General features: G+C 36.2%; 24 protein-coding genes and 10 tRNA genes. 29 read left to right on the forward strand and 5 right to left on the reverse strand.

Annotated elements, in window-relative coordinates; all coding sequences use genetic code 11:
- The first annotated feature begins 83 nt into the window (after positions 1 to 83).
- The 10 genes from HFC68_RS00005 (at position 84) to HFC68_RS00050 (ending at position 1,099) form a co-directional block, all read left to right on the forward strand.
- Positions 84 to 156: transfer RNA gene (locus HFC68_RS00005), tRNA-Asn, on the forward strand.
- Positions 157 to 168: 12 nt separating this feature from the next.
- A tRNA-Ser gene (locus HFC68_RS00010) sits at positions 169 to 260 on the forward strand.
- An 18-nt stretch (positions 261 to 278) separates the two neighbouring features.
- Positions 279 to 350 (forward strand) — tRNA-Glu (locus HFC68_RS00015).
- Positions 351 to 357: 7 nt separating this feature from the next.
- Positions 358 to 430, forward strand: a tRNA-Val gene (locus HFC68_RS00020).
- 18 nt (positions 431 to 448) lie between these two features.
- A tRNA-Asp gene (locus HFC68_RS00025) sits at positions 449 to 522 on the forward strand.
- A 22-nt stretch (positions 523 to 544) separates the two neighbouring features.
- A tRNA-Phe gene (locus tag HFC68_RS00030) sits at positions 545 to 617 on the forward strand.
- 44 nt (positions 618 to 661) lie between these two features.
- Positions 662 to 735: transfer RNA gene (locus HFC68_RS00035), tRNA-Trp, on the forward strand.
- A gap of 5 nt (positions 736 to 740) precedes the next feature.
- Positions 741 to 813 (forward strand) — tRNA-His (locus tag HFC68_RS00040).
- 47 nt (positions 814 to 860) lie between these two features.
- Positions 861 to 944, forward strand: a tRNA-Leu gene (locus HFC68_RS00045).
- 84 nt (positions 945 to 1,028) lie between these two features.
- Positions 1,029 to 1,099: transfer RNA gene (locus HFC68_RS00050), tRNA-Cys, on the forward strand.
- Between the two features lie 464 nt (positions 1,100 to 1,563).
- Here the strand turns inward: HFC68_RS00050 and HFC68_RS00060 are convergent.
- Positions 1,564 to 2,049: a hypothetical protein gene (locus tag HFC68_RS00060; protein ID WP_011673557.1), complete on the reverse strand. Its 486-nt coding sequence runs from the start codon at positions 2,047 to 2,049 to the stop codon at positions 1,564 to 1,566.
- A gap of 109 nt (positions 2,050 to 2,158) precedes the next feature.
- Between HFC68_RS00060 and HFC68_RS00065 the strand changes: the two genes are divergently transcribed.
- The 4 genes from HFC68_RS00065 (at position 2,159) to HFC68_RS00080 (ending at position 5,576) form a co-directional block, all read left to right on the forward strand.
- Positions 2,159 to 2,896, forward strand: a complete 738-nt coding sequence (locus HFC68_RS00065) for an MBL fold metallo-hydrolase (protein WP_011673556.1) — start codon at positions 2,159 to 2,161, stop codon at positions 2,894 to 2,896.
- Positions 2,897 to 3,152: 256 nt separating this feature from the next.
- Positions 3,153 to 3,551, forward strand: coding sequence for a transcriptional regulator SpxA (spxA, locus tag HFC68_RS00070; protein WP_011673555.1), 399 nt, complete (start codon positions 3,153 to 3,155; stop codon positions 3,549 to 3,551).
- Positions 3,552 to 3,728: 177 nt separating this feature from the next.
- A complete protein-coding gene (locus tag HFC68_RS00075; RefSeq protein WP_011673554.1) occupies positions 3,729 to 4,454 on the forward strand; it encodes an adaptor protein MecA in 726 nt (241 codons plus the stop codon).
- 96 nt (positions 4,455 to 4,550) lie between these two features.
- The gene (locus HFC68_RS00080) at positions 4,551 to 5,576 is read left to right on the forward strand and encodes a competence protein CoiA (RefSeq protein WP_167399564.1); all 1,026 of its coding nucleotides are present in this window, start codon (positions 4,551 to 4,553) and stop codon (positions 5,574 to 5,576) included.
- Between the two features lie 21 nt (positions 5,577 to 5,597).
- Here the strand turns inward: HFC68_RS00080 and HFC68_RS00085 are convergent, their stop codons facing one another.
- Complete coding sequence (locus tag HFC68_RS00085) at positions 5,598 to 6,194, reverse strand: ClpXP adapter SpxH family protein (protein WP_002833510.1); 597 nt, start codon at positions 6,192 to 6,194, stop codon at positions 5,598 to 5,600.
- A gap of 167 nt (positions 6,195 to 6,361) precedes the next feature.
- On the opposite strand from HFC68_RS00085, the gene HFC68_RS00090 reads away from it, so the two are divergent.
- The 4 genes from HFC68_RS00090 to mgtE are packed head-to-tail and all read left to right on the forward strand — an operon-like array spanning position 6,362 to position 10,031.
- Entirely contained in the window at positions 6,362 to 6,976 is a 615-nt protein-coding gene (locus HFC68_RS00090; protein ID WP_002833509.1) for a GTP pyrophosphokinase family protein, read from the forward strand.
- A gap of 2 nt (positions 6,977 to 6,978) precedes the next feature.
- Entirely contained in the window at positions 6,979 to 7,788 is an 810-nt protein-coding gene (locus tag HFC68_RS00095) for an NAD kinase (RefSeq protein ID WP_011673552.1), read from the forward strand.
- On the forward strand, positions 7,778 to 8,689 hold the full coding sequence (locus HFC68_RS00100; protein ID WP_029258058.1) for an RluA family pseudouridine synthase: 912 nt from the start codon (positions 7,778 to 7,780) through the stop codon (positions 8,687 to 8,689). The genes HFC68_RS00095 and HFC68_RS00100 overlap by 11 nt, the downstream gene beginning before the upstream one ends.
- A complete protein-coding gene (mgtE, locus tag HFC68_RS00105; protein ID WP_002833506.1) occupies positions 8,682 to 10,031 on the forward strand; it encodes a magnesium transporter in 1,350 nt (449 codons plus the stop codon). The genes HFC68_RS00100 and mgtE overlap by 8 nt, the downstream gene beginning before the upstream one ends.
- A 47-nt stretch (positions 10,032 to 10,078) precedes the next feature.
- Here mgtE and HFC68_RS00110 read toward each other — a convergent pair whose 3' ends face one another.
- Together HFC68_RS00110 and HFC68_RS00115 are read right to left on the reverse strand one after the other, a co-directional pair.
- Positions 10,079 to 10,708: a copper homeostasis protein CutC gene (locus HFC68_RS00110; protein WP_011673550.1), complete on the reverse strand. Its 630-nt coding sequence runs from the start codon at positions 10,706 to 10,708 to the stop codon at positions 10,079 to 10,081.
- 17 nt (positions 10,709 to 10,725) lie between these two features.
- Complete coding sequence (locus HFC68_RS00115) at positions 10,726 to 11,736, reverse strand: lactonase family protein (protein ID WP_011673549.1); 1,011 nt, start codon at positions 11,734 to 11,736, stop codon at positions 10,726 to 10,728.
- A 137-nt stretch (positions 11,737 to 11,873) separates the two neighbouring features.
- Here HFC68_RS00115 and HFC68_RS00120 point away from each other — a divergent pair, with 137 nt between their 5' ends.
- The 4 genes from HFC68_RS00120 (at position 11,874) to HFC68_RS00135 (ending at position 16,442) form a co-directional block, all read left to right on the forward strand.
- A complete protein-coding gene (locus tag HFC68_RS00120) occupies positions 11,874 to 12,230 on the forward strand; it encodes a PTS glucitol/sorbitol transporter subunit IIA (protein ID WP_011673548.1) in 357 nt (118 codons plus the stop codon).
- A gap of 13 nt (positions 12,231 to 12,243) precedes the next feature.
- Positions 12,244 to 13,386 (forward strand): AI-2E family transporter, encoded by a 1,143-nt coding sequence (locus tag HFC68_RS00125; protein ID WP_011673547.1) that lies wholly within the window; start codon positions 12,244 to 12,246, stop codon positions 13,384 to 13,386.
- Positions 13,387 to 13,563: 177 nt separating this feature from the next.
- Complete coding sequence (locus tag HFC68_RS00130) at positions 13,564 to 14,082, forward strand: tRNA (cytidine(34)-2'-O)-methyltransferase (RefSeq protein ID WP_002833501.1); 519 nt, start codon at positions 13,564 to 13,566, stop codon at positions 14,080 to 14,082.
- 8 nt (positions 14,083 to 14,090) lie between these two features.
- Positions 14,091 to 16,442, forward strand: coding sequence for a DNA translocase FtsK (locus HFC68_RS00135; RefSeq protein WP_011673546.1), 2,352 nt, complete (start codon positions 14,091 to 14,093; stop codon positions 16,440 to 16,442).
- A 47-nt stretch (positions 16,443 to 16,489) separates the two neighbouring features.
- Here the strand turns inward: HFC68_RS00135 and HFC68_RS00140 are convergent, their stop codons facing one another.
- Complete coding sequence (locus HFC68_RS00140) at positions 16,490 to 16,618, reverse strand: DUF4044 domain-containing protein (protein WP_011673545.1); 129 nt, start codon at positions 16,616 to 16,618, stop codon at positions 16,490 to 16,492.
- A 242-nt stretch (positions 16,619 to 16,860) separates the two neighbouring features.
- On the opposite strand from HFC68_RS00140, the gene mraZ reads away from it, so the two are divergent.
- Genes mraZ through murG form a run of 7 tightly spaced genes read left to right on the forward strand, consistent with a single transcriptional unit; the run spans position 16,861 to position 24,253 of the window.
- Positions 16,861 to 17,292, forward strand: coding sequence for a division/cell wall cluster transcriptional repressor MraZ (mraZ, locus tag HFC68_RS00145; RefSeq protein ID WP_002833498.1), 432 nt, complete (start codon positions 16,861 to 16,863; stop codon positions 17,290 to 17,292).
- Between the two features lie 5 nt (positions 17,293 to 17,297).
- Entirely contained in the window at positions 17,298 to 18,242 is a 945-nt protein-coding gene (rsmH, locus tag HFC68_RS00150; protein ID WP_011673544.1) for a 16S rRNA (cytosine(1402)-N(4))-methyltransferase RsmH, read from the forward strand.
- Positions 18,243 to 18,257: 15 nt separating this feature from the next.
- Positions 18,258 to 18,644, forward strand: coding sequence for a cell division protein FtsL (gene ftsL, locus HFC68_RS00155; protein ID WP_002833496.1), 387 nt, complete (start codon positions 18,258 to 18,260; stop codon positions 18,642 to 18,644).
- Positions 18,641 to 20,806: a penicillin-binding transpeptidase domain-containing protein gene (locus tag HFC68_RS00160; RefSeq protein WP_002833495.1), complete on the forward strand. Its 2,166-nt coding sequence runs from the start codon at positions 18,641 to 18,643 to the stop codon at positions 20,804 to 20,806. Before ftsL ends, HFC68_RS00160 begins: the two co-directional genes overlap by 4 nt.
- 16 nt (positions 20,807 to 20,822) lie before the next feature.
- Complete coding sequence (gene mraY / locus HFC68_RS00165) at positions 20,823 to 21,779, forward strand: phospho-N-acetylmuramoyl-pentapeptide-transferase (protein ID WP_002833494.1); 957 nt, start codon at positions 20,823 to 20,825, stop codon at positions 21,777 to 21,779.
- Positions 21,780 to 21,792: 13 nt separating this feature from the next.
- Positions 21,793 to 23,160 carry a UDP-N-acetylmuramoyl-L-alanine--D-glutamate ligase gene (murD, locus tag HFC68_RS00170; protein WP_011673543.1) on the forward strand — a complete coding sequence of 456 codons (1,368 nt, stop codon included), beginning with the start codon at positions 21,793 to 21,795 and terminating at the stop codon, positions 23,158 to 23,160.
- Positions 23,161 to 23,164: 4 nt separating this feature from the next.
- Positions 23,165 to 24,253 carry an undecaprenyldiphospho-muramoylpentapeptide beta-N-acetylglucosaminyltransferase gene (gene murG, locus HFC68_RS00175; RefSeq protein ID WP_011673542.1) on the forward strand — a complete coding sequence of 363 codons (1,089 nt, stop codon included), beginning with the start codon at positions 23,165 to 23,167 and terminating at the stop codon, positions 24,251 to 24,253.
- Positions 24,254 to 24,264: the final 11 nt, after the last annotated feature.

Below are 24,264 nucleotides of genomic sequence, written 5' to 3' on the forward strand. Positions count from 1 at the left end.
CGAACACAGAAGTCAAGCTTCTTAACGCCGAGAGTAGTTGGGGGATCGCCCCCTGCGAGGGTAGGACGTTGCCATGCGTTTATTCCGGCATAGCTCAGTTGGTAGAGCATCTGACTGTTAATCAGGGTGTCGACGGTTCGAGTCCGCCTGCCGGAGTTTCATTTATTTGGAGAGTTGTCCGAGATGGCCGAAGGAGCATCATTGGAAATGATGTAAACGGGTTAAAGCCTGTTTCAAGGGTTCGAATCCCTTACTCTCCGTATATATGATAAAAGTATGACCCGTTGGTCAAGTGGTTAAGACACTGCCCTTTCACGGCAGTAACATGGGTTCGAATCCCGTACGGGTCATTATTTTGGAGGATTAGCTCAGTTGGGAGAGCATCTGCCTTACAAGCAGGAGGTCACAGGTTCGAGCCCTGTATCCTCCATTCCAAAAATTTTTCTTTGGTCCTATGGTCTAGCTGGTTAGGACGCCTGCCTGTCACGCAGGAGATCACGAGTTCGAGTCTCGTTAGGACCGTTGTTACATTTATATATTTTTTGGCTCGGTAGCTCAGTCGGTAGAGCAATGGATTGAAGCTCCATGTGTCGGCAGTTCGATTCTGTCCCGCGCCATAGTGAACGTTTAGTTCACATTTAGTTTTGTTTTTACCAATGATAGGGATATAGTTTAATGGTAGAACTACGGTCTCCAAAACCGTCAGTGTGGGTTCAACTCCTACTATCCCTGCCATGATGGCGGTATTGGCGAAGTGGTTAACGCACCGGATTGTGGCTCCGGCACGCGTGGGTTCGATTCCCACATACCGCCCTTTAGGTTGATTTAAAGACCTACTTTATAATATAGCAACGCTAGATGCCGCTGTGGCGGAATTGGCAGACGCGCTGGACTCAAAATCCAGTTCCTTCACGGGAGTGTGGGTTCGACCCCCACCGGCGGCATAAATTTAGTAAGATTGTTATCGAGCTATTTCGTGTAATTTTCGTGTAATTTTTATGCGAGTAATTACACTTTTTTATTATAATGGCGGTATAGCCAAGTGGTAAGGCAGAGGTCTGCAAAACCTTCATCACCGGTTCAAATCCGGTTACCGCCTTTAATAATAATGGGTTAGTTTTAACTAACTCTTTTTTTGTACTTTAATTTAACTGTGTTAGAAATGCAGTAGAGTCTTTCTTGAAAGAAAAGCACCTATTAACGTTCAGTACTCCCTAAAAGTTAGATCAAATATCTGACTAATTGGGAAGCACTGTTGCATTAATAGGTGCTTTTTTACTTATGAAAGTTTATTTTTTAGAATTTCTTTTTTGTTCTATTAATAATTTGATACTAAAAAACATGTCTGTAAAGTCATAAGCAGCAAAGACAATTAAAATAGTACGTAAGAATGTAGAAACGTCAGCTGAGACCTTTAGATAATAAACAAAGAAAATCCCAACAATAAAGTCAAAAATAATATTTGAAATTAAAGCCTTATTGTTCTTCTTTAAGAAAATTTGAACCATTCCTTTCTATATACGTTATAACAGTATACAGTATAATAACTATAATTTCATAGTATTACGACAGTACTTTATAAGTAGTTCTAAAATAGTTATGGTTCACGTAAGGCTCCAAAGTTTTTTTCAGATCGTGTGTATCTAAAGTGACTTGATCGGACTTATTCGTACTCCAGATGGTTAGAACAGCACGATTATGTGGTTTTCCATCTAGAGGAGATAGTAAAAGTACACTTTGCAAAAAACTAGAGTCAGCATTAATGCCACTCCAATGACGCACCTTTTCATCAAAAGCTGAGAGAGAATCACCTGCTAAATCAAAAAAATCATAAATAAAAATATCACCCATATTTAAGAATGGACTTTCAAAAAGAACTCTATAACGATTAGGTGAGTAAAAAACATTTTTCTGGTCGGAAAAATCAACTAATTGAAAGCTAGTTTCTTTAGCAGAGTTTGATAATAAAGTCATCTTACGAGAAGCATATTTTTCTTTGATTTCTCTTAAAACGGGTTCACTACCGAAAGATACATTTAAATTTTTCATTACATAAGCACCTCCATCCATATTCTATTATAGTTGTTTTAAAACGAATCGAAAACCATTATAACTTTGCGTTAAAATAGATATATAAAGTAATTGGGAGGAATTAAATATGAAAATAACAGTTTTAGGATATTATGGTGGATATCCTAGCGAAAATGTGGGAACGACAGGGTACTTAGTGCAAAGTGGTAATTATAATTTATTGTTAGATGCCGGTTCAGGAACTTTATTGGAATTACAAAGGCATTTGAATCCACTTGATTTAGATGCAGTACTTTTAACACATTATCATCATGATCATACCGCTGACTTAGGGGTATTACAGTATCAATGGCAACTAAATTCCAAGAATAAAGTTGAAATTTTGCCAATATATGGGCATACAGAAGACCCACTAAATTTTGGAGCTTTAACTTGGCCAAACGCTTCTCAAGGCGTAGGTTATAATGAGAATGAAGAAATTGATTTAGGTCCTTTTACAGTTAGTTTCAAAAAGACGATTCACCCAGTTCCAGCGTTTGCAACGCGAATTGTAGAACGAGAAACTGGAAAAATTTTCACATTTACGTCTGATACAAGATATTTTGACGAATTAGTTAAATTTGCAACTAATAGTGATTTATTAGTAACAGATACCAATTTTTTGAGTAATCATACTGGAATAAAATGGCATCTAAGTACAAAAGAGACGGCAGAGTTATTTAATAAGTCTAATGCAAAGCAATTAATGATCAGCCACTTATCTCCACAGATTGATATTGACGAAATGTTAAAAGAAACAAAACAATTTTCAAAAAATAAAAACAACATTTTTGCGCCTAAAGTTGGGCTTACCATCGAAATTTAGAAAACAGTTTCATAACTTATGATTTTTGTATTCCATAAGTTTTTATTAAATTCTCTTTTTAAAATTATTTAACATAATTATTTAATGTGTAAATTTAGTGCGAAATAAACGGTCTTATTCTAAAAACCATGCCTTTGTTATATTTATTTTTTGTAAGAAAAAAGGTTAACGGAGGGGTGGACAAAAGCTAAATAACATTGTACAATTTTAATTACAGGTTAAGTAATGTTACAGGTCACCAAAGGGGGAATTTAATATGGTTATTTTATACACATCACCAAGTTGTACTTCGTGTCGAAAAGCAAAAGCGTGGTTGAAAGAACACAGAATTGATTTTACAGAAAGAAATATCTTTTCTGAACCCTTAAGTGCCGAAGAAATTAAAAGAGTTCTTCGGATGACTGAGAATGGTACGGAAGAAATTATTTCTCGCCGCTCTAAAGTTTTCCAAGAGTTAAATGTTGATTTGGACGATTTACCACTCCAACAACTTATTAATTTAATTGAAGAAAATCCTGGATTGCTTCGACGTCCAATTATCATGGATGACAAACGACTTCAAGTTGGTTATAACGAAGATGAAATTCGTCGTTTCTTACCACGAAAAGTACGTCAACTGGAATTGGCAAAAGCACAAAGTATCGCAAACCTTTAAAATAGAAAAAGAATCACTTTGGGTTTACAAGGCTCCACAGTAACTCGAAATGATTCTTTTTATTTTGGGTGACCTGAAACGGACAGGTGGTATTGTCTTATATTTTGTGGGATAATTATAGGAAACAAATATACTGTTATTTCCATTCAGTTTCGATAGAACTGGAGGTGCTGATTAATGGAAATGGAACGAATTAATGATGATACAATCCGAGTAACAATTAGTTCGGATGATTTAAATGAGCGAGGTGTGACGTTCCTAGATTTACTTGATAATCATAAAGAAATCGAGAGCTTCTTTTATTCGGTATTAGAAGAGGTAGATACAGATCATCAGTTTGCTAGTAATGATGCTGTTACTTTCCAAGTGCTACCTAACCGTAATGGGTTAGAACTATACATTAGTAAGAACCCAACTGATGGCATGGAAGAAGCTATAAAATCAGTATCAAAAGACAATGCTCCTAGTAATGGGGAGATGGATGAAGTGTCGGACTTTTTAAAGAGAAAATTGGCCGAAACAGATTCAAATGATAAAAATAACGATGATTCAAGCTATATGAGTGACGGAAATCCAGCTGACCTAAATGGCTATGCTAATGGAGTTGGAAGTACGCAAAAATCAGTGATAGAGTTGGAGGATTTTGAAAGCTTACCAAGTATTGCAGAATTGATAAAAACCAATAGTGGAATTGAGTCAGTTCTGTACCGTTATCATGACATATATTATTTAGAATTAACTTTCTTTACCAGTGAAAATTCTCCTGAAACTATTAAGAATGACTTAGCAATCGCGTATGAATATGGAAATTCGACTATTGTTTCAAGCGAGGTTCTTAGAGAACATGGTGAAGTAGTTATGGATGGAGCAGCTTTAGAGCTGGCTAAGCGTTATTTTAAATAATCAAAAATAGATTTTACCAAAACACAACATTAATTTGTTGTGTTTTTTTCGTGGGAAAGATCCCAAAAGCCGTATTTCTATATTGGGGTGAACCTAATGAAAATTGGAATAACTAAAAACGGAACTTTAGTGGAAGCAAGAAAGGCTGATCGGAATGAAAAGTACTTTTGTCCAAGTTGCCAACAAGCGTTAAAACTATGTAGCGGGCAATACAAAAAGAACTATTTTGCCCATCAATCCTTTACTAAGAAACAAGGCTATCAGCCAAAAGGTGAAACTAAACGTCATTTAATGGGTAAAAAAAAGGTCGTCGATTTCTTCAATCAACGTCAAATTTCTGTACAGACGGAATTTTATCTACCAGAAATTAAGCAAAGAGCGGATTTGAGAGTTGAAATCGATGACCACATATACTTAGTTGAATATCAATGTAGTCCAATTAAGTTAAAGGAAATTCAAAAAAGGACTAAAGCGTATTTGAAATTAGGGTTAATCTCTTATTGGATTGCGGGCCCTAAACATCTTGGAAAAGGAAGTCTTTTTCAAACCGTACAGAAATTTGGCCGTTTTTCTAAAAAAGAAGGATGGTGGATCTTAGCTTGGGACGCTCTTAAACAAGAAGCTCCCCATGTATTTTTTAATATGCAACGAGCAGTTTTAGGCAAAGTTCTTTATCAAGAAAGAATTTTTAATTGCAAAGGTCATCAAAATGAATTTATAAGACCCAAATTACCTACCGTTGAATATGAGGCTTACAAGATTGAAAATTCCTTACTAGGAAATCAAATTGACCAACGATATGTAGAAATACAACAATTGTGCTATACAAATGGTAAAAATTTAATGGGATGTCCTTGGACGGTTCATTTTCCACGACTGTGCACTGATTTTAGGAATCGTGGGATTCCACTATTAAATCGAGTGCGCTTTTTGGTTTTAGCGGAACAAAAAGTTAAAGTATCTATCACTGATATTACTCAAATTGATATTGAATTTTGGCAAATGCTTTTAGAGAAAAACATCGTTATCAGTAATGATGGCGAATGGTATTTTATTTCTCAAAAAGTGCAATGGTATAATTCATTATCAGAAAAATTGGCAAAAAAAAATCAAAGTAGATAAGTAAGCTTTGATTTTAGGAGACTATAGGGTTTTAGGGGTAAACAACTTCTTGGGCTGAGTCTTTTGAATCATTTTTAATTGACACACCGATGCAAGAGTTTGGTAGTCATAGTGATCCATTAAGACTCCACATTCTTCATCTTTAAGATTAAAGATAACCGCTGCTGGGATGTCTTCGGCGCCCATTTCATGAGCAAGTTTTTGATCCCGTTTAAAGTCTTCTTGCGTCATTTTTGATTGGCGATCTTCTTCAAACATAGCTGTATCTAAACCAGCTTGTCTAGCAATAGTGCTACCTAATTCAAATGAATATGGGACATTGTTGTCAATGATTGCATTTTGCATTGCCATTAAGAAAGCACGTCCCTTGGCTTTTCCTTGATAACTAGCGGCTTTATAATCAAGGCTAGTTAGATACATTCGGTTAAAAAGTTCGTTATAATTAGCATCTTTAAGTTGATTGCGTTTAATGAATTTAAGGACAACGTTCATATTTAAAACTGTAATAATTTTAAAATCAACTTTCTCCTCAGCATATTTAAAATATCGAATAGTTTCTTTTTCGCAGTTAAAGCACTCATCACCCCAGGGAGTGATGAAAAGATAAGTTTCAAGCATTTTAATTCCTCCAAAGAATTACATAAGTCAAACTGTCTTTACTTTACCAAATTTAAATATAAAATCAATTATTTTGTTTTAAAAAATCTGAAAACAATGTTTAAAAAGAAGTTTTAGTTTCTATGATAGAATAGAAGAGGTTGTTAATTTGGTTCGGAGGGATACGCATGATTAAAGATTGGGATACCTTTTTATTACCATATTCCCAGGCTGTTTCTGAATTAAAGGTTAAGCTTAGGGGTATGAGAACTCAGTTTCTAAAAAATGGAGAAGAAAGTCCAATTGAGTTTGTGACTGGACGAGTAAAACCAGTTGAAAGTATAAAAGAAAAGATGGTTCGTCGCCAAGTCCTAGAAGAACGCATAGAACAAGACATGCAGGATATAGCTGGCGTCCGTGTTATGTGTCAATTCGTAGAAGATATCTATGAAGTTGTCGATTTAATTCGGAAGCGTACTGATATGACGGTAATTGAAGAGCGAGACTATGTCGAAAATGAAAAACCTAGTGGTTACCGTTCTTATCATATTGTGGTGGAATATCCGGTTCAAATGATGAATGGTCAAAAGAAAATTTTAGCAGAAATTCAAGTACGTACACTTGAAATGAATTTTTGGGCTACAATCGAGCACTCTTTAAATTATAAATTTGACGGAGAATTTCCAAAAGAACTAAGAACACGGTTGCAGAAGGCCTCGGTTAAATCATATGAATTAGACAAAGAAATGTCTGAAATCAGAAAACAAATTTTATTAGCACAAAAAGAACAAAAGGATGTCTAAATATGAGAGTAGCTATTTATCATTCAAGTGATGAGCATTCCATTCAAGTTGGTAAAGATTTAGCAAAGATTTTATCTCAAAATGAGATTGTAATTGATAACGAAAAACCTACGGTGGTGATTACCATTGGGGGGGATGGGACGTTACTATCTGCCGTTCAAAAATATCTTAATCTTCTTGAAGAGGTCCGATTTGTAGGCGTACATACGGGACATCTAGGTTTTTACACAGACTGGCGCGAATATGAATTGGAAACCTTAGTTAAGGCTTTGAAGAGTGATGGAGGAGCTGAAGTTTCGTATCCATTATTAAATATTGATGTGACTCATACAGATGGTTCACACATTAGTTATAAGGCAGTTAACGAGTCCACATTACGTAAATTGTCTGGGACAATGGTAGCGGATGTATTGATTGGTGATAATCTATTTGAACGTTTTCGTGGGGACGGTCTGTGTATTTCTACACCAACAGGATCAACGGCATACAATCGTTCGGTAGGTGGAGCGATTGTACATCCTAGATTAGAAGTATTACAAATGGCTGAAATTGCGTCAATTAATAATCGCGTTTTTCGAACGGTGGGAGCTTCTTTAATTATGGCGCCCAACGAAACTATTACAATTAGGCCAGTACCTAGTTTCCATCGAACCTACAATTTTACAGCAGATCGTATCGATTTACTGGATAAACATGTCAAAGAGGTTCACTATAGCATTGATGAACAAAAAGTGAAATTCTTAAAGTATCGTCATACTGGATTTTGGAATCGAGTTCGAAATTCCTTCATTGGTAGTATCGATGAAGTTTAGATGGATAGTTAACTTTGAGAGTCGGCAGCACCTACGGACTTTCTTGGGTAGGAAAAGAATTTCAAGGTCATTATTAAAAAGTATTAAGTTTAATGGCGGTAAGATTTTTGTGAATGGATTACCTACGAGAACAAATGCAATGGTTGAAAAAGGCGATTTAGTTGAAGTGACTTTGCCACCTGAACCTAGTAATCCACATGTAGGGCTATCTGATGTACCAATTGATGTTCGATATGAAGATGCAGATTATTTGATTGTAAATAAGCCACCCTTCTTACCAACCGTACAATCTGCAGCTAATCAAAAGGATACATTAGTTAACCGGGTTAAAAATTATTATGTTAAAAATAATTATGAGAGCCGAGTTGTCCATGTGGTAACTCGGTTAGATCAGGATACATCAGGATTAGTAATTTTCGCTAAGCATCGATTTGCTCATACAGTGATGGATCAAGATTTACGTCAACGTAAAATTAACAAGATGTATTTGACGATTGTAGAGGGAACATTTACTAACCAACATGGCATCATTGAAACACCGATTCAACGTGACCCAGATTCATTTATTAAAAGGATGGTAGCTCCAATGGGCGAAGGGAAGCCGTCTTTGACCGAATATTGGGTGGAGGATACCTTCAAAAATTTTACTTTGCTGAAAGTAAAACTACATTCTGGTCGTACTCACCAAATTCGAGTTCATTTTAGTTCAATTGGACATCCATTAGTCGGAGATGAATTATACGGTGGGATGGCTAACGATATCTTACAACGACAAGCCTTACATTGTTTCTCTCTAACTTTTAAAAATGTTTTTACGGAAAAAATGATCGATATCAAAACGTCTATTCCAGATGATATGCTTGAATATTGGAATAAAGAGAAGGACGAAGAGCATGGATAATACTCAAGCTATTTTTGAAAAATTAAAAATAGAATTATTAAAACATCATTCCAAAAAATTTAAAGAAGATTTCCTTGATTTACATAATTATGATCAAGGTCGTTTTTTTGGTGAATTAACGCGTGAAGAACGTCTTCTCGTGTACAAGTATCTAGACCCGGATGAGCTGGCGGATACGTTTGATGAACTTGATGATGAACCAGATTTAATTGCAGAATATCTGGACGAAATGGCACCTAGTTATGCTGCAGCGTTGTTGAACGGGATGTATGATGATAACGAAGCGGATATTTTAGGAGCTGTTCGAAATGACAAGTTACATAAACTTCTATCATATATGCAACCCGTAGATGCTGCCCGAGTTCGCCAATTACTTAAGTATGAAGAAAAAACTGCTGGTGCGTTGATGACAACTGAATTCATTTCAGTTGCCGTAGATACAACGGTGGGCTCGGCTATGAATCAAGTTAAACAGGAAGCTCAATATGCGGAAACTATTTCATACATTTATGTGGTTAACGAATCTAATCAATTAATTGGAGTGATTTCAGTTAAGGATTTAATTGTTAATCCGGATGATGTATTTATCAAACGAATTATGAATACGAACGTGGTATCTGTAAGAGATGATGAGGATCAAACTGAAATTGCTGCCCAAATTCGTGATTATAACTTTATTGCAATTCCAGTTGTTGATGAACGTAATAAAATGTTAGGAATTATCACGGTTGATGATATTATCGATGTTATTGACGAAGAGTCGGCACAGGATTATTCACGTTTAGCTGGGGTTAATTCTGAAGATATGTCAGAAAATCCTTGGAAAGCTGTCAAAAGCCGAATTCCTTGGTTAGTAACTATGCTGTTTTTAGGATTAATTAGTGCAATGGTTATTAGCCAATTTCAAAATGTACTCGATAAATTTGGCGTGTTGGCAGTATTTATCACTTTAATTACAGGTACTGCAGGGAACGCCGGTACACAAAGTTTAGCTGTAGCAATCCGCCGACTAGCTAATGATGAAGAAGGCGATAGTGTTTTTAAACTAATTTTGAATGAAGTTATTACCGGTATTTTAATTGGTCTATTAACAGGAATTGCTATTTTTGCGGTGATTTTATTCTGGCAAAAAAACATGGTTTTAGGAATTATCGTTGGGGCGGCGATGAGTGGGGCAATCTTTGTTGCTAACCTTGTCGGAACTTTAATACCGATTATTATGGAAAAGTTAGGAATGGATCCGGTTGTAGCCAGTGGTCCGTTCATCTCAACTTTAAGTGATATAACTTCAATTTTGATTTACTTTAATATTGCTACAATATGTTTAGCAAACTTTTACTAAAACAAAAAGACATGGATCACGTAACAGTGATTGCATGTCTTTTTGTTTTAGATTAATTTTGAACCATGGAGTTCATGAACCCCTAACTCATTTTGAATACTTTCAGCATTCTGTGAGGTTATGCCACCACCGGGCATTATAATAATGCGATTAGCAGCATACTTAAGATTAGATTTAATTTGTTCTAAACCTTTTTCAATAGGTTGATCTAAAGAACCGCCATGCGTAAGAATGCGATCCACTCCATGTTCCACTAGCCAATCAATACTCTCAGTCTGTTTTGCGGTAGGAATTGCATCGAAAGCCATATGGAAAGTGATTTGCATTCCACTTGCAGCACCGATCAATTGTTCCATTGCTTCTTCATCTAAGCTTCCATCAGACGTAAGAGCACCGAAGACAACGCCGTCAACCCCTAACTCTTGGGCTTGAAAAAGATCTGCTTCCATAATCTTAAGTTCGATGTCGTTGTACACGAAATTACCACCACGCGGGCGAATCATTGCCATGACAGGTATCCCATGCTCACTAGCATACTTTTGTGTTTCGGCCATTACACCTTTACTAACGGTGGTACCACCAACGGCGAGATTATCGCAAAGTTCAATTCGATTGGCACCTTTAGCAATTAAAGCTGGAATATCAGTAAAATTTTCTACTGGAATTTCTTTAAACATAATTCTCTCCGTTCTTTTTATTTAAAGTGAACACATACAACTTCAGGAGCTGCAACGTCTTTTTGAATCAATTCCAGTTTACCATCATTAGAATTTCTTTCAAATAAAGATAAATTATTAGTAGTTTGGTTTCCGACTACTAAAAAGTTTTGTTCATGACTTAAAGCAAAGTCACGAGGAAAACTTCCTTCAACACTGATATTTTGGATGAGTTTCAATTGACCATCAGCTTGGATTTCAAAAACGGCAATGGAATCATAACCGCGATTTGAAACGTATAAGAAGCGACTATCATCAGTAATGCGAATTGCCGCACAACCATTATGTTGGTTCCAATCATCCGGAATGGTCTTAATAGTTTGGAGATGGGTTAGCTGGCAATCCTTATAATTAAGTACTGCTACCGAGCTGGATAATTCACCAACTAGGTAGGCTGTATCACCAGTATTATTGAAAACTATATGGCGTGGGCCAAATCCAGGAGTGGTTTCGAAAGTGCTAATAATTTTAAAACCAGTTGAATCATAATCTAAAACGAAAACTTGGTCAGTCCCTAAATCACAAGCAATCAATTTACCGTCAGGAGTGCGGTCAACGTAATGCAAATGTGAACCGTCTTGCTCTTTTAGAGGGCCTTTACCCGTATTAGTAAAAGTACTACCTAGGGTTAGTGTGTGATCATTATTAATACTATAGGCATGAAGAGTACCTTCGTGATAGTTTGCATCAAAGACGAATTGATGTTTTTCATCAACTGTGACATAAGCCGGAGGAGTACCAGGAGTTACGATATGTTGAAGAACGTTTTGGGGTGAATATAAATCTGTAACAGATAAGCCACCTTGGTTATCAAAACGGTCAACAGCATATAAAATATTTTTCTTGCTAAGTGCTAAATAAGTGGGGTTTTCAACTTCGGTAACTAACTGTAAATTAGTTAACTGTTTTGAATCAGTATCTAAATCAATTTGATAAATACCCTTACTAGTTTGTTTTGTATACGTTCCTAATAAAATGGATTCAATCATAAAATAGTCCTCCTTGCTCTTTTAAACATTAACAACAAGTATACCACATTTAGTTAGTATTGAATGCGCTTACTAAAGGGATAATACTATGCGATATGATACAATGAAATAAGAATATAGAAAGGGTGTTTGTCTTGATGATTTCAGCAAAAATTATGAGTGTCGGACCGGATGCGATTTCAAAAAAAGATGCTTTAGCCATTTTATTCGACGAAACTGCAACACCGGATTTAAAAAACATTGCGATTATTCAAGCGATTGATGATCAAAAGCATCAAAAATTTGCTTTGAAAAAAGGTGGCAAAATTAAGATAGGTAAAACTGAATATCAAATTAATTTTGTTGGTAGTTTAGTGAATAATAACTTACAAATGATTGGGCATACAACGCTGGAATTTAAACCGGTACCTGAAAAACCGTTGGAAAGTGCAATCTATTTAACACCTAACCAATTTCCAGAATTTAAAGTTGGAGAAGAGATTATGTATATGTAGGCGGTGAACAACAGTGGACAATAAACCAAGAAATAAGTATTGGAGAAGCTGGTTTAATAAGCTTGTATTAGATAATAGGCCAGTGGTAAGTTTAATCATCATTTTATTATTTTTGATGATTTTATACATGATTTCAAAAGTCACATGGATTTTTAGTCCACTAAAGGAATTTTTCGGAATTGTGGGTTTTCCTATTATTTTAGCGGGGGTCTTATATTATCTGATTAATCCACTAGTTGATAAATTAGAACAGCGATTCAAATTGAAACGAGTTTTATCAATTACGATCATCTTTGTCTTAATCACGATTTTAATTATTGCAGGAATTGTGTCTGTCATTCCGGTTATTCGGGAGCAATCCGCGGCATTGATTAAAAATTGGCCGGACTACTGGAATTCAGGAGTTGAGAAGGTCGAAGGATTCTTAAAAGATCCGCGCCTAGGAGATTTAAAAAAACAAATTGATGGTATTGGTAGTAATACTGTTCAATCATGGAGTAAGAAGGCAACCGAATTTGTGGATAACACGGTCACATCGTTAGGTAGTGTGATTGGTTTGATTACCAAAATAGTTATTGGCATTATTACAATGCCGTTTATTCTTTTCTATTTATTAAAGGATGGACATCGGTTACCTCATTTTATCGCACAAGTTTTTCCTGTTAAACGCCGGGATGGATTCATTCAAATTTTAACAGAAATCAATACACAGTTAAGTCAGTACATCCGAGGACAATTGATTGTGGCATTTTTTGTGGCAGTAATTTTCTTTATTGGGTATTCAATTATTGGTCTTAAATTTGCCCTAACCTTAGGAGTAGCTGCAGGTTTTCTCAATTTAATTCCATATTTAGGATCATTCTTAGCGATGGTACCCTCAATTGTAATTGGGGCTTTTGTTTCTCCCATCATGCTGGTCAAGGTTTTGATAGTCTTCGTAATTGAACAAACAATTGAAGGCCGTTTTGTTTCACCGCTTGTTTTAGGTAGTAATTTGGATATTCATCCGGTTACTATTTTGGTTGTATTGCTAGCCTCTGGACAGATTTTTGGTTTGGTTGGCGTGATATTTGGGATTCCAGCTTACGCGGTTCTAAAAGTTCTATTCATTCATGGATTTAGAGCATTTAAGAAAAATATCGGTGGATATGACTGAATTAAAGCGGAGTTTGCGGAAACCAAAAAGTAATGTTAATATGCAGTTGAAATCGTTTGATCGCAATATCGACTATGTTCGTTTGAAACGGGCAGATTGACTTCACGAACGTAGATACTCGCCGCGTAATACCGAGTATCTGCGTTTTTAATTCTAAAAAATATTTGGAGAAAAATTATGACAAATCACATTGTATTATTTGAACCACTAATGCCGGCTAATACTGGTAATATTGCTCGTACTTGTGCGGGTACAAATACAGTTTTGCACTTAATTAAACCTTTGGGATTTACCATCAATGATAAGACGGTAAAGCGTGCAGGACTGGATTATTGGGACAAAGTTGAAATTGTATATCATGAAAATTTACCCGAATTTTTAGCAACGGTTCCTGATAAAAAAAGATTATTTGTTGTTTCAAAATTTGCTAAACGTGCATACTCACAGGCAGATTATACCAGCGAAAATAATGATGAAGATAATTATTTATTATTTGGAAAAGAAACTACAGGGCTACCCGAAGCATTTATGCGGCAATATGAAGAATGTGCAATACGGATTCCACAAAATGATGAAAACATTCGGGCACTAAATTTGTCGAATTCAGCGGCGATTGTAATTTATGAAGTGTTACGTCAACAAGGATTCCCTAATTTAGAGATGAGCCATTTGTATGAAAATGATAAATTAAAATAGGATTTGATATGGCAAAAACAAGAAAAAAACGAAAAACAAAGACAAGACGTAAAACTAAGCAAAAGACCCAAGTACCAACAAAAAATCTTTTAGGTTTAACTTACGTTTTAGTTGCAATATTAGGGTATTTTGGTCGAGGATTTCTAGGAATTTTAGTCGCTAACATGTTTAGAATCTTTGTTGGTAGTCTTAGCCCAATTTTATTCATTATTCTATTCATCTATGGATTGTATCTTTTATTCATGGGAAAAGAATTGTCTTTTAATGGAATAACAGATCGAGTAATTGGACTTAGCTTGACTTTGTTAGGATATTTATTGTGGGTAGAGTATCAATTTGCCAGTAGCTTAAGATTAGAAAATGGGTTTATCAGTCGGGCCATTGATGGCATTGAACGATCCTTTCTAGAACAAACCTCTACAAATGATGTTGGAGGAGGAATTGGTGGAGCAACTTTATATACCGCAACTCATTTTTTGCTTAGCAGCGTAGGGAGCATGCTCTTTTCAGTTATTCTAATGGGGATGGGGCTGGTAGTTCTGTTTGGTATCCCATTTGATCAAGTTTTGGAAAAAATTGGAATTGGATTTGCTTGGACCATACGACATGCGATCGCTAGTTTTAAATCTGCTGCAAACAATGTATACGACTGGTTCAGCAATTTAGATTTTTCAGAAAAAGAACAATCAAAAACCAGAAATGAATCAAGTAAAACGGATGTTACTCGATCAATGCACAGGGCATCTAAACCAGCAGTTGAAGTTACCAAAACGGATGAAAAAGTTTTGGAAGAACCTATCGTTGATGGAACTAGAGGAACCGAACATCCAATTGAACCAAAAATTGAAATTGCGACTACTAATAAAATTCAACGTAAACCTAAGAATCAGGTTAACAATGATGATTTAGAAATTAATAGTGGATTTGATAGTGAGTCTAAGACTAATCCTAATTATCGCTTACCATCATCGGAACTATTAACTGAAATTCCACAAACAGACCAGAGTTCCGAATATTCTTCAATTAAAAAGAATACTAAAATTTTACAAGATACTTTAAATAGTTTTGGAGTTGATGCTTCCGTTGAAAGCGTGAAGATGGGGCCTTCTGTGACGGAATACGAAATTCATCCAGCGATTGGTGTTAAAGTTAGTAAAATTGTTGGCTTGGCCGATGACTTAGCGTTAGCTCTAGCCGCAAAAGATATTCGTATTGAAGCTCCAATTCCGGGAAAGTCATTAATTGGAATTGAGGTTCCCAATCGAACAATTTCGACAGTTTCATTTAGAGACATTATTGAATCTCAACCGGCCCATCCAGAAGACCCACTTAAAGTTCCTGTTGGTCGGGATGTTTCGGGTAATCTGGTAGAAGCTAACTTAGTTAAAATGCAGCATTTACTAATTGCGGGAGCTACAGGTTCTGGAAAATCAGTGATGATTAATGTCATTATTACCGGAATCTTAATGAATGCTCGTCCAGATGAGGTTAAATTAATTCTAATTGATCCTAAGAAGGTAGAACTTGGAATCTATAATGACATTCCGCATCTACTAACCCCAGTGGTGACCGATGCTAGAAAAGCTGCTAAAGCGCTGCATAAGGTGGTCGCAGAGATGCAACATCGATATGATTTGTTTGCTGAACTAAATCAACGAAATATTAAAAGCTACAATGATTTCATCGAAGAACAGAATGCAGCAGACGGGATGAATCGCCCAAAAATGCCATATATTGTGGTTGTGGTTGATGAACTTTCTGATTTAATGATGGTAGCTTCCAATGAAGTTGAAGATGCAATTATTAGGCTGGCACAGCTTGCACGTGCTGCAGGAATACATATGATTATTGCGACACAACGTCCGTCCGTTAACGTGGTTACCGGTTTGATTAAAGCTAATGTGCCATCCAGAATTGCCTTTGCGGTAGCATCGGGAATCGATTCGAGAACAATCATTGATGCTAATGGAGCAGAGAAGTTATTAGGAAGAGGAGATATGTTGTTCTTTCCGATGGGTCAGAACAAGCCTGAACGTGTACAAGGGGCATTTATTTCGGATCATGATGTTAAGGAGATTATTGATTTTGTTAAGAAACAACAATCTGCTGACTATGATGAAACTTTAGATATTAGTGACCAAGAAATTGAAGAAAATGATAGTGGGGAATTAGATGAGTATTATGCGGAAGCTGTTCAATTAGTAACAGATATGCAAAGGGCAAGTACTTCAATGCTTCAAAGGAAGTTCCGAGTGGGATATAATCGCGCTGCCCGTATTATGGATCAACTTGAAGATAATGGTATCATCGGTCCTCAAGAAGGTAGTAAACCTCGTAAAGTATATCGTGAAAAAGAATAAAAAAGATTTAAGACAATCTGTCTTAAATCTTTTTTTTTATATTCTGATTAATTTGCACCAAACAATTGAGCCAGAGGAGCGTAAAGCACACTTCCCAAGGTCAAGATAATCATAATCCAAACAAAAATCATGATGGTTTTTTGTAAACCGCTTTTCTTTTTCTTTTTATTATACATTTAAAACACTACTTTCTTGATTGACTTAGGATAATTTTACAATAAGTGTATTTTTAAGGCAAATTAGAAAAAATCCCCACCTCGAAATGATTACTTTTATGGCTAAGAACTATTGATAAATTCATACTTTTTCTAAGTATGTTAATTTTTTTCAAATAAAAGAAAAACATTCGGGTTTTAAGTGGTGGAAAGTGGGGGGAAGTGGTAATATTGTTATAGATTTAGTTGACGGAGGCGGTTTCATGTTCATGGGTGAATTTGAGCATTCACTTGATTCAAAAGGACGTCTAATCATTCCATCTAAATTTCGAGATCAACTGGATAGCAACTTTGTTGTTACGAGAGGGCTGGATGGATGCTTATTTGTCTATCCTTTGTCTGAATGGCGTCTAGTTGAGGAGAAGCTCAGTCAACTACCTTCTAATAAGAAGAATAATCGTGCATTTGTACGTTTTATGTTTGCAGATGCTGTCCAATGTGATTTTGATAAGCAAGGAAGAATTATTATTCCTAAAAAACTGAGATTACATGCGGAATTACAAAAAGAATGTGTCCTGGTGGGGGTTTCTAATCGAGTTGAGATATGGAATAAAGCCCGCTGGGAAGAAACTATTGAAGAAACTGAAGAAAACTTCGACGATATCGCCGAAAATTTAATTGACTTTGGATTGTGATAAATATGACGGAATTTAAACATACAACGGTTCTCTTAGAAGAGACCGTTAACGGCTTAGATGTAAAAGAAGATGGTATTTATGTAGACTGCACCCTAGGTGGCGGTGGACATAGTAGACTAATTTTGTCTAAGTTGGGAGAAAATGGTCACCTCTATTCATTTGACCAAGATCAAACGGCAATTGATTACAATCAAAAAAATTTAGCAGAATATGTTGCTAAGGGACAAGTTACTTTTGTAAAATCAAATTTTCGTAATTTAAAGAATGAATTAAACCACTTGGGGATTGATGGAGTTGATGGCGTTTTATACGATTTAGGCGTTTCATCACCCCAATTTGACGACGCAGGACGAGGATTTAGTTATCGATTTGATGCTCCTTTAGACATGCGTATGGATCAAACTCAAAAATTGAATGCTAGAGAAGTTGTTAATGAATGGAGCTATAACGATTTAGTACGAATTTTCTTTAGATATGGAGAAGAAAAATATTCTAAGCAAGTTGCTCGAAAAATTGAAAGTACTCGCGAAGAAAAGCCCATTGAAACTACTGGTGAACTAGCCGATTTAATTAAAAGCGCAATCCCGGCGGCAGCAAGGCGAACGGGTGGACATCCTGCTAAAAAGATTTTCCAGGCCATTCGAATTGCGGTTAATGATGAATTGGGTGCTTTAGAAGAATCATTGGAACAAGCCCTACAAATTTTGAATCCAGCAGGACGTATTTCGGTTATTACTTTCCAATCATTAGAAGATCGGTTAGTAAAGAGAATGTTTAAAGAACAAACTGAGATTGGTGATTTACCGGCTGGACTGCCAATTATCCCAGATGATATGAAACCAAAATACAAGTTGATCAATAGGAAGCCGATTATTCCTTCTGAAGATGAACTTGAAGAAAACAGAAGATCACATAGCGCAAAACTAAGAATTATCGAAAAGTTATAGAAGGGATAGACGCCAATGGCTCAAAATAATTATGCTGGACGTAGAACAAAATTAATTAACGACACAGTAATTACGGGCATTAGTGAAAAAGAATTAAAAAGAGCACGTGAGGTTGTAACTGCTAGGCAATTACCACTTTCAAAATTTGAAAAGATTTTGATAACAATTTGTGGTTTTATTCTAGTGGGGTTAATGCTAACAGTTGTTTCTGGTAAAATAGGATTATCTACTGCACAACATAATCTTGAAACAACTCAAGAGAAAGCGACGGCCTTATCAAGTAAAAATACGATTATGGAACAGGAAATTAATCAATTGTCTGACCAAAGTCGGTTGAACAAAATTGCTAAAAAGGCAGGCCTTTCTCTCAACTCTGAGAATATAAGGAATGTAAATAAATGATGAACCGAAAAAAGCGAACAACTGGTACTACGGAAACTCAACACAATCGGAAAATGTTTGGTAAATGGCTATTATTGATTGTGATTGGAGTATTTATAGTTATTGTTGGGCGCTTTTCTTATATTGCCGTAAGTGGCACTGTCGAAAGTGTTAACTTAAGTAGTCAAGCAAAGCGTTTGTATACCGATAATAAAACAATTAAAGCCAAAAGAGGATCTATTTTAGATACGAATGGCAATCCGATTGCCGAAGACACAAGTACATATTCAGTTTACGCAGTTGTAAGTAAGAAGCAGGTAGGAGCAAATAACAAGCCGCTTTATGTCACCAATAAGAAAAAGACGGCTAAAGTACTTAGCAAATATCTACCAATTAGCTATCACAAGGCTTTAAAAACTCTTAGTCCCAGCAATAGTAAAACGTTCCAAGTTGAATTTGGAAATGCGGGAAGCAATATTTCTGTGGCGACTAAAGAAAAAATAGAAAAAGAAAAATTAAACGGAATTAACTTTGTTTCATCTGAAGCTCGGTTATATCCCAATGGAACTTTTGCTTCAAATTTGATTGGATTTGCTCAACAATCTCAACAAAAGGAAAATGATGCGACTCAACTTTCTGGCGTTATGGGAATTGAAAAAATGAGTAACAAAACTTTAACGGGGACTGATGGTGAACAATCGTTGCAAAAAGATAAGTTTGGCTACCAGCTCCCAGGATCCCAGACTGAGCGTCCAGCACGCGACGGAAGCACAATCTATACTACTATTGACCAGCGTTTACAAAACATCATGGAAAATGTGGTAAGTAAGGTTCAATCAGAATCGGAATCACAGGCAATTAGCGCAACAATTATGAATGCCAAAACGGGAGCAATTTTAGCCACAACACAACGACCAACCTTTAATGCTTCAACTAAAAAAGGACTTTCTAAAGCATGGAATAATGCGCTAGTTCAGGATACTTTTGAACCAGGTTCAACCATGAAAATCTTTACTACTTCTGCGGCCATTGATAGTGGTAATTTTGACTCGGATGCCACTTATCGTTCTGGAACCTATACCATCGATGGTAAAGTTGTTCCAGATTGGAAGACAGAAGGGTGGGGCGTAATTAGTTACGCAAAAGGATTTGCCTTATCAAGTAACGTCGCTATGGCTCACTTAGAACAAAATATGGGAGCTAAGACATGGAAGAAATACATTAATCGTTTTAAACTGTTGCAATCCACTAATTCTGGTTTGGAAAGCGAATCTAAAGGTAGTATTCAATTCGACTATCCGATTGAACAAGCTAATACAGCTTTCGGTCAAGCAATCAATGTGACCGCAATCCAGATGTTACAAGGTTTTACAGCAGTTGCTAATAATGGAAAAATGGTTAAGCCTCAATTTATCAAAAAGGTAGTTGATCCGAATACTGGTAAAACAACTTATAAAATGAAGACAAAAGATGTAGGACGGCCAATTAAGGCTAGTACTGCTAAAAAGGTTCGAAAACTAATGGAGGATGTAGTATACAAACCATATGGTATCGGCTCAAACTTCAAAATTAAAGGTTATAAAATTGCAGCTAAAACAGGTACTGCCCAAGTTGCGAATGCAAGTGGAGGATATTCAATGGGCGATGACAGTTATCTGTATTCAGTCGCTGGGATGGCCCCGGCCAAAAATCCTAAGTACATAATGTACATTACGATGAAAAAGCCAGTGCTCAAAGATAAAACTGCCACACAATTACTTGATGAAATATTTGGTCCAGTGATGAAACAAGCCCTTGAACAGGATAAGGAAACTGATAAGTCAAAGCTCGACAGCTCAATTGAAGTACCTAATTTAGTTGGCAAGGATGCTTCTGAAGCCAAAAAAGAATTGGGTAAGAAGAATGTGGCAGTTGTTACATTAGGAAATGGGCAAACTGTTAAAGAACAATCCGAGAGTGCAGGAAGTAGTATTCTAGTGGGGCAACGAATTATCTTAGACACTGGTGGAACCATAACTATGCCTGATCTTACAGGGTGGTCAAAAAATGATGTTATAAAATTAGCTAACATGTTTGATATTGATGTGAAATATAGCGGGAATGGTTTTGTTTCTGGGCAATCGGTGGCCAAGGGTGGGCCAATAAAATCTGGCATGACCATGACTGTAAGTCTTAAGAAGTAGAGATTAGGAGAGAAAAATGATTAATGGAACAGCTTTAATACTAGGTGCGCTAGTAACATTAGTGGGGATGCCCCAATTTATCAATTACTTTAGAGTCCGGAATGAAGGACAGATGATTCGTGAAGAGGGACCTAAATGGCATCAAAAAAAATCTGGAACACCAACCATGGGTGGAATGGTGTTTATCATTGCTATCATTATTGCTAGTTTAGTAACTGGTGTGATTTTCCACGGGGCAAAAGTGAGCCTTTTAATGTTACTTTTTGTTTTAGTTGAATTTGGATTGATTGGTTGCTGGGATGATAGTATTAAGTTGTTAAAGCGCCAAAATGAAGGTTTTAAAGCTTGGCAAAAGCTTTTAGGACAAATTATTGGAGGACTAATTTTCTTTCTAGTGATTAAGGAGACTGGAGTGGCATTACAATTAAATATCCCTGGCTTAGGTATTTGGCACCTAGGCGGCTGGTATGCATTGTTTGTTATTTTCTGGTTAACTGGATTTTCCAATGCCGTAAATCTTTCAGATGGATTAGATGGATTAGTAGCAGGATTATCGACGATTGCTTTTGGAACGTATGCAATTATTGCAGCTCACCAACAAAATATTCCAGTAATGATTTTCTGTATGGCAGTAGTGGGCTCAATGCTAGGATTCTTAGTTTTTAACCATAAACCAGCTAAAATTTTTATGGGTGATATGGGATCTCTTGCCTTAGGGGGAGCTTTGGCAGCTGTCTCAATTCTTTTAAATCAGGAATTATCATTGATTTTAATCGGGATTGTTTTTGTACTAGAAACTTTAAGTGTTATTCTCCAAGTACTTTCTTTTAAATTAACTGGACATCGTATTTTTAAAATGAGTCCGATTCATCATCATTTTGAAATGTTAGGTTGGAGCGAATGGAAAGTAGATATTGTATTTTGGATAGTTGGTTTAATCGGATCCATAATTACGTTAATTAGTATTTTATAGGGAGTCTTTAATGATGAAGTCAGTAGAAGATTTGGAAGATAAAAATGTTCTAGTTTTAGGAATGGCCAAGAGCGGAATAAGCGCCGCTCTTTTATTACATAGATTAAGAGCAAATGTTTTAGTTAATGATGCTAACGCTAATCAGCCACAAGAATTAATTGAAAAGCTTGAGAACAAAGGTATCCGGATGGTACTAGGGGAACATCCAACCAATATTTTAAGTCAAAATAAAATTGAGTTGATTGTTAAAAATCCGGGCATTCCTTATACAAATCCCGTTCTAGTCGACGCACAAGCCAGAGGTATAAAAATTGTTTCTGAACCTGAATTAGCATACTGGGTAATGGATAGTGAGTTGATCGGGGTTACAGGAAGTAACGGGAAAACAACCGTAACAACGCTAATTCAATTGATGCTTGACGATAATAAAAAACATGCTTATGTTGCCGGAAATATTGGAGTTCCTGCTACAACAGTTGCTCAAAAGGCCACTGCAGAAGATAAAATAGTGATGGAATTATCTAGCTTTATGTTAGCTGGTATTGATCGACTTCATCCACATATTGCAGTTTTGAATAACATTTTTGCTAGTCACTTAGACTGGCATAAAACACGTGAAAACTACGTTAATGACAAGATGAATATTACTAAGAATCAGACCAAGGACGATTTCTTGGTAATCAATTGGGATAATACTGAATGGCAAGAACTAGCTAAAAGAACTCAGGCAAAAGTAGTTCCGTTTTCACGTCAAGGACTGACTAAGAGCGGTGCGTACGAAATTGAAGGCAAACTTTATTTTAAAGATGAATTAATTATGGAAGCCGATGAAATTGGAATTCCTGGTGAACAAAATGTCGAAAATGCACTAGCCGCTATCGCAGTAGCTAAAATCGAAAAAGTCAGCACAGCTCATATTAAACAAGTTTTGACAACTTTTGGTGGAGTAAAACATCGAATTCAATATGTTGAAAACCTCAATGGGCGTCAATTCTATAATGATTCTAAAGCGACTGATATCGAAGCTACCCAAGTAGCCTTACGTTCTTTTAAAAAACCAGTGATATTAATTGCAGGTGGATTAGACCGACATGACGATTTAGATCGTTTAATTCCAGACTTAGAGCCAAATGTAAAAGAAGTTATTGTTAATGGCGAAACTGCTGAGAAATTCAAAAAAATAGCTCAAAAAGCCGGTATTTCAGTAATTAAAGATAGTTCTAGAGTAAGTGAATCGGTTGAAATAGCGTATCAAGATAGTAAAGAAGGGGATATTATCTTACTTTCACCGGCAGCGGCTAGTTGGGATCAATACAAAACATTTGAAGAACGTGGTGACGAATTTATTGCAGCAGTTCAAAATTTACATAAAGGGGAATAATTAAATGAGACTGATGGTTTCTGGTGGTGGAACTGGTGGACATATTTATCCAGCCCTAGCACTGATTAAACAAGTTAAACAAAGTGAACCTGATTCACAGATTTTGTACGTTGGTACAAGTAAGGGATTAGAAAGTAAAATTGTCCCAGATAGTGGAATTGATTTTAAAACCATAAATATCCAAGGATTCAAACGTTCACTTTCACTTGAAAATTTTAAGACAATCGGACTTTTCTTAAGTAGCGTGGTTAAAGCGCGTAAGATGGTTAAGGAATTTAAACCAGATGTAGTCTTGGGAACGGGGGGCTACGTTAGTGGTGCGGTTGTATTTGCAGCTAGTATGATGGGTGTACCTACTGTGATTCACGAACAAAATAGTGTGGTTGGCGTTACCAATAAGTTTTTGAGTAAGTTCGTTAAAAAAATTGCTATTTCGTTTGAGGCGGCTGCAAGTCAATTTCCTACCAAGAAAGTTGTGTTAACTGGTAATCCTCGCGCTACTGAAGTAGCACAGATTAAACCAAGTGGACTAAGTCAATTTGGTCTAGACGATAAGGTGCCTACCGTATTGATTTTTGGTGGAAGCCGTGGAGCTGAGAAGATTAATCAGGTCACTATCGACACCTTGGAAGAATTAATGGAACGTCCATATCAAACAATATTTGTAACAGGAAGAGTTCATTTCGAACGTTTAACCAAAGATATTGATTTGGCTAAATATCAAGGCAAAATAGCTATTTTACCTTACATTGCAAATATGCCAGAAATTCTTTCCAATATGGAAGTAATTGTGGGGCGAGCTGGAGCAACTAGTTTAGCAGAAATTACTTCTTTAGGAATACCGTCAATTTTAATTCCTAGCCCATATGTAACCAATGATCATCAAACAAAAAATGCAATGAGTCTGGTTAATAATGATGCAGCAGAGATTATCAAAGAAAGTGATCTTACTTCCGAAGCATTGATTAATACGCTTGATACATTGATGCTAGATCAGAAATTTCGAAACGTAATGGCAGAAAACGCTAAGAAAATGGGTCAACCACGTGCTGCTGAAAATCTTTATGATGTTTTGAAATCGGTTAGTAAGTAGATATAGGTAGT

Origin of the sequence: Pediococcus sp. EKM201D (genome assembly GCF_011800215.1) — a bacterium.
GTDB classification, from domain to species: Bacteria; Bacillota; Bacilli; order Lactobacillales; family Lactobacillaceae; genus Pediococcus; species Pediococcus pentosaceus.

Coding starts and splice junctions, on each gene's coding strand:
- HFC68_RS00060 (WP_011673557.1), bottom strand. CDS start 2,049: ATGAAAAATTTAAATGTATCTTTCGGTAGTGAACCCGTTTTAAGAGAA.
- HFC68_RS00065 (WP_011673556.1), top strand. CDS start 2,159: ATGAAAATAACAGTTTTAGGATATTATGGTGGATATCCTAGCGAAAAT.
- spxA (WP_011673555.1), top strand. CDS start 3,153: ATGGTTATTTTATACACATCACCAAGTTGTACTTCGTGTCGAAAAGCA.
- HFC68_RS00075 (WP_011673554.1), top strand. CDS start 3,729: ATGGAAATGGAACGAATTAATGATGATACAATCCGAGTAACAATTAGT.
- HFC68_RS00080 (WP_167399564.1), top strand. CDS start 4,551: ATGAAAATTGGAATAACTAAAAACGGAACTTTAGTGGAAGCAAGAAAG.
- HFC68_RS00085 (WP_002833510.1), bottom strand. CDS start 6,194: ATGCTTGAAACTTATCTTTTCATCACTCCCTGGGGTGATGAGTGCTTT.
- HFC68_RS00090 (WP_002833509.1), top strand. CDS start 6,362: ATGATTAAAGATTGGGATACCTTTTTATTACCATATTCCCAGGCTGTT.
- HFC68_RS00095 (WP_011673552.1), top strand. CDS start 6,979: ATGAGAGTAGCTATTTATCATTCAAGTGATGAGCATTCCATTCAAGTT.
- HFC68_RS00100 (WP_029258058.1), top strand. CDS start 7,778: ATGAAGTTTAGATGGATAGTTAACTTTGAGAGTCGGCAGCACCTACGG.
- mgtE (WP_002833506.1), top strand. CDS start 8,682: ATGGATAATACTCAAGCTATTTTTGAAAAATTAAAAATAGAATTATTA.
- HFC68_RS00110 (WP_011673550.1), bottom strand. CDS start 10,708: ATGTTTAAAGAAATTCCAGTAGAAAATTTTACTGATATTCCAGCTTTA.
- HFC68_RS00115 (WP_011673549.1), bottom strand. CDS start 11,736: ATGATTGAATCCATTTTATTAGGAACGTATACAAAACAAACTAGTAAG.
- HFC68_RS00120 (WP_011673548.1), top strand. CDS start 11,874: ATGATTTCAGCAAAAATTATGAGTGTCGGACCGGATGCGATTTCAAAA.
- HFC68_RS00130 (WP_002833501.1), top strand. CDS start 13,564: ATGACAAATCACATTGTATTATTTGAACCACTAATGCCGGCTAATACT.
- HFC68_RS00135 (WP_011673546.1), top strand. CDS start 14,091: ATGGCAAAAACAAGAAAAAAACGAAAAACAAAGACAAGACGTAAAACT.
- HFC68_RS00140 (WP_011673545.1), bottom strand. CDS start 16,618: ATGTATAATAAAAAGAAAAAGAAAAGCGGTTTACAAAAAACCATCATG.
- mraZ (WP_002833498.1), top strand. CDS start 16,861: ATGTTCATGGGTGAATTTGAGCATTCACTTGATTCAAAAGGACGTCTA.
- rsmH (WP_011673544.1), top strand. CDS start 17,298: ATGACGGAATTTAAACATACAACGGTTCTCTTAGAAGAGACCGTTAAC.
- ftsL (WP_002833496.1), top strand. CDS start 18,258: ATGGCTCAAAATAATTATGCTGGACGTAGAACAAAATTAATTAACGAC.
- HFC68_RS00160 (WP_002833495.1), top strand. CDS start 18,641: ATGATGAACCGAAAAAAGCGAACAACTGGTACTACGGAAACTCAACAC.
- mraY (WP_002833494.1), top strand. CDS start 20,823: ATGATTAATGGAACAGCTTTAATACTAGGTGCGCTAGTAACATTAGTG.
- murD (WP_011673543.1), top strand. CDS start 21,793: ATGAAGTCAGTAGAAGATTTGGAAGATAAAAATGTTCTAGTTTTAGGA.
- murG (WP_011673542.1), top strand. CDS start 23,165: ATGAGACTGATGGTTTCTGGTGGTGGAACTGGTGGACATATTTATCCA.